Source organism: Streptomyces curacoi, from assembly GCF_001513975.1.
Lineage (GTDB): Bacteria > Actinomycetota > Actinomycetes > Streptomycetales > Streptomycetaceae > Streptomyces > Streptomyces curacoi.
Genome location: NZ_KQ948004.1, coordinates 8221 through 15787 on the forward strand (window position 1 = coordinate 8221; position 7567 = coordinate 15787).

The window sequence follows — 7567 nt, forward strand, 5'->3', positions numbered from 1 at the left end:
GGCCTGCGCCGCCTCGCCTGCCGGCTCCTCGCCTTCAGCCGGGGCAACCTCGGGCTCCTCGGGCGCCCGTTCGGTGTCGTTCATGTGTTCACCTCCTCCCCGCAGCTCGCAGTGAGGGAGTCTGGCGTTGGTCGCCTCAAGGTCATCGAGATCTCGAAACGCACACTTTCACGCTCTTTTGCGTATTTTGTTCTATTTCTCCAGGGTGAGGAAGTCAACAGGCCCCGTCTCGACAACGGCCGAACGCCGACGCTCTGACGGCGGATCAGAGTGAACCCACAGGACGTCACCCTGCAGTTCCAGCTGCCCGTCCCATGACGCCACCGTCAGCACCCGGTCAGGCAGCTCGGCGTGTCGCGTGCGGCAGCCCGTTACATTGGCTCGCGGCCCACCTGGAACGGGCCGGCGCACTGGCGGGCGGAGGGCCAGTGGTGCCGTAGGGGGGGAGCTCCGTCCCACACCCTTTCATCCCTTGTCAGGGGCTCCTCCCCACCGGGGGCGCCCTTTGTACGGAGGTCACCGCCATGGCCCATGCCGCGTAGTCCCCGCAGAAGCTGCAGCGCAACCGCGCCACCCTCACCCACAAGCTCGGCTACGCCCTGACCCATCCCGGCCGCGTCGCTCCGTATCTCCGCCGCGCCACCCGGGACACCTGGCTGCGTCTCAAGCACCCCGACCATGTCGGCTACTACCGGGCGGTGATGGCCTCCGACACCCGCCGCAACCCGGAGGCGGCGGTCGGCAGCCAGAGCCGCGAGCGCTGGCTGGCCCTCGGGCAGATGCAGTTCGACTACCTGATCGAGCACGGGCTGCGCCCCGGGCACCGGATGCTCGACATCGGCTGCGGCAACCTGCGCGGCGGCTGGCGCTTCATCGACTACCTCGATCCGGGGAACTACTACGGCATCGACATCTCGCCGGGCATCCTGATCGCCGCCAAGAAGACCCTCGTCGAGCGAGGGCTCCAGGACAGGCTGCCGCACCTGACCATCACCGGTGACCTCACTCTGGACTTCCTGCCCGGTGACCACTTGACGTCGTGTACGCGCACAGCGTCTTCTCCCGCTCGCCGCTGGAGGTGATCGAGGAGTGCCTCGCCCACATCGGCCGTGTCCTGACCGACAAGGGGTTCTTCGACTTCACCTTCGACCGCACCGAAGGCACCGAACACCAGGTGCTGGGCGAGGACTTCTACTACCGCACCGAGACTTTCCTGGCCCTGGCCCGCAAGCACGGTCTGCACGCGCGGTTCATGGACGACTGGGAGAAGCGGCCCCACGGCCAGTCGAAGATCCGAGTGAGCCGCTTCCCCCTGCCGGACCCCGACCAGTACGACGGCTGACCCGGCGCGCCGCCGGTCCTGTACCCGACCTTCCGAGCTGCGATGAGCTCAGGGACTGTGGAAGGGGCCATCCGAGACGGCGATCTGCCGCTCCCACGCCTCAGAACCAGGTCACAGCGCCACCTCACTCATTCCTTTTAGACTCATATGTCACATGAGGCTAGGGCTGAAAGACAGTGATACCCATCGAGCCTGCGCGAATGATCTGGAGGTGACTGCCATGACAGAGACCACGGATCGCACCAACGTCACCGCGGGGACGGGAGCCCAGGGCAAGAAGGGGACGACACTGCAGGGCCGCAGGGGCGCCGACGTTCCTCCGGAGACGCGTGGAAACACCACTGTCGCGGACGGTGTCGTAGCGAAGATCGCAGGCATGGCCGCCCGCGAGATTCCCGAGATCTACAACCTCGCGGAGGGATGGCCAGGGCGTTCGGGGCAGTGCGCGAGCGCGTACCCGGCGGGAGAAGCGACATCACCCGGGGAGTGAGCGTGGAGGTGAGAGCGCCAGGCAGCTGTAGACCTCGACGTCGTCGTCGAGTACGGCGCTTCCATTACCGACACCGCCGGGGACGTACGCGCCAACGTCATCCACGCGGTGGAACGGATGACCGGCCTGGAAGTCGTGGAAGTGAACATTGCCGTAGGCGATGTTCACCTGCCGGACGAGGAGGAAGAATCCGAGCAGGGAGAGAGGCGTGTGGCCTGATCAGGCCACACCAGGCGGGGCCATGCAGGGCCGGGGAGCCAGGTCCCTCTCATGATGGCCGGCCCCGACACCTACGAGTCGGGGCCGGCGACGGTGCGGCCCCGGTCAGCGCTGTACCAGCTGCTGAACGCCCAACTGACTGGCCCCCGGAGCGGTCTACCAGCACGTCGGCAGAAAGCGGGATACCGCACCGCCCACGGCTGCACCGCCGCCGACGGGACAGTGACCTGAAGCACGACGAGTTCTTGGGCCGGTGCGCGACTGCGGCGTACGACAGCCAGGCGCGGCAGTCAGATCAGCGATGCCGTCACCGGCGGGGAGCTGAACCAGATCATCAGCCAGTTCCCGTCCAGCCACCGCGCCCTAAGCAGCAAGGCCGGCCTCGCCGACTGACACCCGTACAGCACGGTGGGTCATACCTGGCTGCGGCGCTGGTCGCCGGAGTGCGTGCGCGGGCTCTTCTCGGGCGCCATGGAGTCGAAGATCATGCCGAACAGCGTCCAAGCGGTTACGTCACCGAGGAAGCCTGCTGCGATCCCTTGCTCTGTGACCGCGTGGCGTCCGGGAGCAGGCCCCGGTTTCGGGATGCCGGCAGAGGACAGGTCTGCCCTGCGGAATGGGTCCGGCTCCACTGGCACCTTTCCTCCGTATCGTGAGGGCGATGCTGTGGCCCACGCCGCTACACCACGCCGATGCAAAGTGCCGTGCGAAGTAGTACTCGAGGTGCACGCCGCTTGATGCCGCGCCGCCCGCTCTCCAGTAACGGGCATGCGCTGACCGTGCCACGCCTACGGCACGCGGGGGCCGCATGCGCGCCGTCGGGCGGTTTCCCCGTCACCCGGACGGGCCAATGCGGCATGTCCTGATCCGCGTCGGTAGCACCGTACGGCTCGGCGAGCCAGTGGAACTGCTGGCTCTCGCCCGCCGGGCGATCTTGGCGTGGGTCCCGCAGGATGGTGCTGGTTGCCCGGATGTGGGGGGTGGCTCAGGGCAGCCGCTTTCCATGTGTCGCGGGCAGCCGCCTCTTCTTTCCTCAGGGAGCACCGCATGGCAGTGATGACGGAGGAACTCGTACCGGTGCTGGAGGATGCGCGCCAGGCTCATGCCGCGGTCCTCGACAGGTTCCGGGCGGATGCGACGGTCACGCCGCCGGGCCCGCACCGGCAGATGCTCGAACGCCAGGCCGCCGAGGTGCAGATCAGCGTCCAGCGCATCAAACGCCAGGAGCGCGAACTGCAGCCCCGGGGCGTCCTGGGCACCGCGGTCGGTGTGACTCGCTCCATCTCGCGGGGCGCGGTGCGCACGGTCATGCTGCCGCTGACCATCGGGTCGAAGATCGTAAGAGGAATGCTGCCTGGCGGGGGCCCGGCCGATCCGCGACAGCTGATGCGAAACGCGGAGGACGAGTACGCGGCTGCGGCGCGGGCGATGGCGGCGTGCCGGGCCGGGGAAGTCCTCGCCGAGCACGTGGACGACCAGCCCACCGCCGACCTGCTCGGCTCGCTGCGCCGCCAGGACGAGGAACTGCTGCAGGAACTGGAGAACAGCCTCACCGAACACGCCCGCGCCGTGGCGTCGGCCACCAACGGCTACCGCCCGCGCGAAGGTCAGGGCGGCGGTCTGGCCGACGCAGCGGCCCAGACGGTGCGGACCGCTTTCGACCGGGCGCGTGACGTCGCCGAGCGCGGCGTCCGGCGGGCCCGAGGTGCGGCCGAGGGCGCGGGGCGGGAGATGCCCGAGCCCGGCCCCATGGCCGAGGAGGTCCTGGGAGCGGTGAGGCGGGAGGAGGACCTGCCGATTCCCGGGTTCAGCCAGCTCAGCACGCACCAGATCGAGAGGCGGCTGCGCACGCTGTCCCAGCTGGATCTGACGGTGGTCGAGGGCTACGAGCGTGCGCACGCCCACCGCAAGAGGGTCCTGGACGCCATCGAGCAGCTGCGCGAAGCAGAGCCGTGGACCGGCTTTGACGCCATGGACACGGCTGAGATCACCGCGAGCCTGCAGGACGCTCCCACCGGCGTGGCCCGTCAGGTGCTGGAGTACGAACGACGCCACCGGCAACGCCAAGAGGTCATCTCCGCCGCCGAGGCACGCGTCTCGGCCTGACCGAGAGCTGCCCCGAGACACTGACAGGTCCCAAGGAGGCTCCCCACATCGGCAAAGCAGGCCGCAACAAGGGGCTGGCCTGTCTCGGCCGTGTTCGTATGGGAGTGACCTCCACTCCTGCGGAGGGAGCTGAGAATGCACGAAATGTGGCGCGGCGCAGACACCTCGGGAGAACCGGTGTGGCATGTGCTGACGGCTGATAAGACCCTCACGCTGTGCGGGGTGAAGAAGCGTGCCGAGCCCAGCAGTCGGGCGCCGACGGACAAGCACTGTTTCCCGTGCATGAAGGCGTTCCAAGCCGCCATGGCATCCACGAAGTCCTGATGAACGCAGGAGCGGACACGGCCTCGGCCCTTCGAGCGCCGGCTGATCCGCAATGTGCATCGCGCCGTGGACGGCTTCGCTCACCCGGTCGGGCTCCGGCGCCGCGGCGGCTACCTCCACACGCCCACCGGGCAGCCCCCAACAGACCCCAGCCGTCACAAGCTGAACGGCACCGGTCCTTTCGGGCGGGTGCCGTTCAGCGGACTTGCTGTGGAGCTGTCTAACCGGCCATGGACGGGGTGTAGGGCGACAGGGCCGGAGCGAGTTGCACTCCGGGCGCCAGGCCGAGGGCGACGAGGGCGTCGGGCAGGCCGCGTCCGACGCGGGCCGCTTCCATGGTGCCCGGGGCCGCCAGCTGGCGGCAGCTGGCGGCGATGATCTCGAACAGGTGTTGTACTCGGCCGGGTCCGCGGGGCAGCAGCTGGCCGTGGAAGTCCTCATGGTGGGCGAGCACGAGGGCGGCGAGACCGGCGACGTGGGCCGAGGCCGTGCCGGTGCCGTCGAGGGCGGTGTAGCCGCCTTGCGGCGAGCACGACAGGACTGCCACGCCGGGGGCGGCCGCGTCGACCCCGGGTCCGTAGCAGCTGAACGGCGGGGCGAACAGTCCTTCCGGTGTCAGCTGCGGGCCCACATGGGTGGCTTGGGAGGTGTCCGGGGGGAAGGACCCGAAGACTCCGAGCGCGCCCACGGTGAAAACTGTGGGCAGTGAGCCGGGGAAGCAGACCGGTCCGCCGGTGTCGCCTGCCGGGGCGACGCAGGCGATGCCCGCAGCGTTGGCATCGGCCAGTTTGCGTGAGACCAGCGCCGACGGGTACGGCGTCGCCACGGCGATGTGTGCGACGTCGACCTCGTGTTCGATGCAGTGGTCCATGGCGGCGATCAGGTCGCTGAAACAGCCGCCGGGAAGCACCTGACAGACCTCGATCTCGGCGTCGACCGCGGTGCCGATGACGCCCTTGCCGGTGTCCGCCCCGGCGATGACGCCCGCCGCGTGGGTGCCGGTGCCCACCGTGTCCTGCGCCCAGCCTTCTTCCGTGCCGCGGACGAGATCGATCCCGGAGCGCACGCGCTGCTTTAGATCGGGATGCTCGGCGGCGACGCCGGAACCGATGACCCCGACCTTGATCCCGAAGGCGCGGAAGGTGGGAGGCAGCCGGTCCAGCCGCATGGCCTGCTGGCCCCAGCCGTACTGCTGTCGATCGTCCAGCCCCGGATACACCTTGGACAGCGGCGTGAGGGTGACCAGGTTCTCCTGCGTCGCCGACAGGTCCGGACGATTGATCCAGCGGTCGGCGTAACCGCCTGCGGGACGGACGTAGAGGGACTGAATGGACTGGACGGTTTCCGTGGGCAGCGTGACGGTGACCGTCCCGTCGGCCGCGCTGACGCCCTGGCCCGGCCAGGACGATCCGATCAGGAAGACTGCGGCGCCGGCCAGCGGTTCGCCGTCGGGGTCGCAGACGCGCAGCGAGATCTCCACAGGTTGCTCCAGCGGCAGGATCAGCCCTGGATCGCGCAGCGGCAGAACCCCCGCAGCCGGCGCAGCGGCGGGCCCGGTGCCGGACAGCGGCAGGTCCGGCTCGATGTGAACGTGCAGCGTCCGCATCGCCGGCAGCTGAGCCTCGGGCGCCTCGACCACCGCGATTTCCGGGCAGGAGGGGGGCAGCCCGGCCGACTGCAGCTTCTCCGACGGCCGGAGTCTGCGGGTCACATTGACCTCGGGCATCCGCTCCAGCCGGTCGCACACTGCGTCCATGCTCAGTTCGGGCACTCCTGGCGGGAGTAGATGCTGCGGCAGCGCTGTCACCATGTACCGCTCCCGGCGCGGCTGCACCGCCAGCTTGGATCGTGCGCCTTTCCTGTCCGGCTCCGTTTCTCTGACCTCAGGTCCGGGTCCACCGGCCCCTTCACTCCCGGACCCGCTCGCGCGGCTGTCTTTGGGCCTTTCCTTGACCATTACGTCCACCTTCACCACGCCTACGTCGTCCTTGTGCTCCTGATCCGGTGACGGGCGGCTCGCGCTTCCATGGTGATGCGGTGTGCCCAAGAACCGCTCTTGGGCACACCGCATCGCGCGCCGCCGGAAGTCAGCCGATGCCGAAGGGCTGACCACCCATCTGGCCGAACCCGGGCTGCTGGTACTGCGGGAACTGCTGTCCGAACTGCTGCGGGCCGTACCCGCCGCCCCACGGCTGCTGGCCCTGCATGCCCTGGATCCCCTGCTGGCCTTGCTGGCCTTGCTGGCTCTGCTGGAGCAGCGTCACGATCGCGTTCGGCAGCGCCTGCTGCACGGACTGCTCCACGGCGTGACGGACGGCCCCGGCCAGCGTGCGGTGCAGCACGAGAGCCAGGTACGGGTGCGCCTGCTGAGCCAGGTCCGGCCGCTGCTGCAGCTGCTGCTGGATCTGCTGGATCTGCTGGAACGTCTGCTGCACCTGCTGCGCGACCTGCTGGGCCGTCTGCTGACACGCCTGCTGGATGGACTGCTGGACCATCTGAGCGATCTGCTGCGGGCCGCCCAGCTGCTGACCGCCGAACTGCTGGCCGTACTGCTGGAGGGGTTGAGTACCGGTCATCACCGACATGAATGCTCCGTTCGATGCCATGAGAATGCCAACACAAGGAATTGTGTTGACTTATCGGATAAATCCGATACTTGAAGCTAAGTTGACGTTGCCCAGGCCGCAATCGGACGAGCCCTTCCTGGGAGGAATCCCCCCGATCGGATCCGACGACTGGTGAGCTGTCGGCCTGCACGGCCATGAACGGCTTCTCATAGCCGATGGCCTCGGTCACGTGGTGGGTCTCGGCGCCTCGGGGTGAGACTCGCTCGCTGGGCGCGTGGATACGTCATTGCCTGCGCTCCTACGTCGGGGCTACCGGCACGGCGGCGGGCGGCGCCGCAGCCGGACATACCGCGACATGAAGGCCGTCGATCGCAGCCAGGGCCGGGCCTCCCGGACGTGGAGCGAGCTGGAAACGCGAGGTAGACCTATGAGGCACTGGCCGGACCGTTTGACATGAAACACACGCGGCACAGTCCACCGGGAGCACACTGGGAGTGTGCTGTCGATGCTCTTAAGAGG

General features: G+C 68.6%; 4 protein-coding genes and 2 pseudogenes. 4 read left to right on the plus strand and 2 right to left on the minus strand.

Annotated features, from left to right (window positions below):
* The 4 genes and pseudogenes from AQI70_RS39915 to AQI70_RS36685 form a co-directional block, all read left to right on the plus strand.
* On the plus strand, nt 1–258 hold a 258-nt coding region (locus tag AQI70_RS39915), incomplete at its 5' end, for a hypothetical protein (RefSeq protein ID WP_208607516.1).
* A 296-nt stretch (nt 259–554) separates the two neighbouring features.
* Nucleotides 555–1342, plus strand: a pseudogene (locus AQI70_RS36675) (class I SAM-dependent DNA methyltransferase).
* Between the two features lie 220 nt (nt 1343–1562).
* A pseudogene (locus AQI70_RS38235) lies at nt 1563–2051 on the plus strand (Asp23/Gls24 family envelope stress response protein).
* 1047 nt (nt 2052–3098) lie between these two features.
* The gene (locus AQI70_RS36685; RefSeq protein WP_062156783.1) at nt 3099–4157 is read left to right on the plus strand and encodes a hypothetical protein; all 1059 of its coding nucleotides are present in this window, start codon (nt 3099–3101) and stop codon (nt 4155–4157) included.
* Nucleotides 4158–4701: 544 nt separating this feature from the next.
* Here the strand turns inward: AQI70_RS36685 and AQI70_RS36690 are convergent.
* The gene (locus AQI70_RS36690; RefSeq protein WP_244181990.1) at nt 4702–6237 is read right to left on the minus strand and encodes a S8 family serine peptidase; all 1536 of its coding nucleotides are present in this window, start codon (nt 6235–6237) and stop codon (nt 4702–4704) included.
* A 331-nt stretch (nt 6238–6568) separates the two neighbouring features.
* Nucleotides 6569–7066, minus strand: coding sequence for a hypothetical protein (locus AQI70_RS36695; RefSeq protein WP_062156785.1), 498 nt, complete (start codon nt 7064–7066; stop codon nt 6569–6571).
* Nucleotides 7067–7567 lie beyond the last annotated feature (501 nt).

Coding starts and splice junctions, on each gene's coding strand:
- AQI70_RS36685 (WP_062156783.1), top strand. CDS start 3,099: ATGGCAGTGATGACGGAGGAACTCGTACCGGTGCTGGAGGATGCGCGC.
- AQI70_RS36690 (WP_244181990.1), bottom strand. CDS start 6,237: ATGGACGCAGTGTGCGACCGGCTGGAGCGGATGCCCGAGGTCAATGTG.
- AQI70_RS36695 (WP_062156785.1), bottom strand. CDS start 7,066: ATGTCGGTGATGACCGGTACTCAACCCCTCCAGCAGTACGGCCAGCAG.